General features: G+C 50.8%; 1 rRNA gene. It reads right to left on the bottom strand.

The annotated features are described in order from the left end of the window. Positions 1-614: ribosomal RNA gene (locus tag WHS43_09735) — 23S ribosomal RNA — on the bottom strand; the annotation flags it as partial.

Genomic DNA, 614 nt, shown 5'->3' with positions numbered 1-614 from the left:
CACTCGGTTTCGGGTCTACTCAGTATAACTAATCGCCCTATTCGGACTCGCTTTCGCTACGGCTTCATGATTACTATCACTTAACCTTGCTATACTGAGTAACTCGCCGGCTCATTCTACAAAAGGCACGCGGTCATCCTGACAAGTCAGGACTCCCACACCTTGTAAGCATACGGTTTCAGGTTCTATTTCACTCCCCTCCCGGGGTTCTTTTCACCTTTCCCTCACGGTACTGGTCCACTATCGGTCACTGGTTAGTATTTAGCCTTACGAGGTGGTCCTCGCAAATTCCCACAGGATTTCACGTGTCCCGCGGTACTCAGGTAGCTGAACCAGGAAGATCTCTATCTTTTCACCTACGGGGCTTTCACCCTCTTTGGCCCTCTTTCCAGCGGGTTCGGTTAAGATGAGATTTTGTAACTTCCCGAGAGCACCAGGATGCTCTCCGCTCAGCCCCTATTACACCGATCTTACAGCGGTCCTGGCCTGTAACGTATAGACCGGTTTAGGCTGTTCCCCGTTCGCTCGCCACTACTAGGGGAATGATCTCTTTTCCTCTGGGTACTTAGATGTTTCAGTTCCCCAGGTTCCCCTCCTTAGACCTATGGATTCAG

The organism is Aquificaceae bacterium (assembly GCA_037481935.1).
In the GTDB taxonomy this organism is placed as follows: Bacteria; Aquificota; Aquificia; order Aquificales; family Aquificaceae; genus Pampinifervens.
This window is presented reverse-complemented; position numbering and strand designations above follow the sequence as displayed.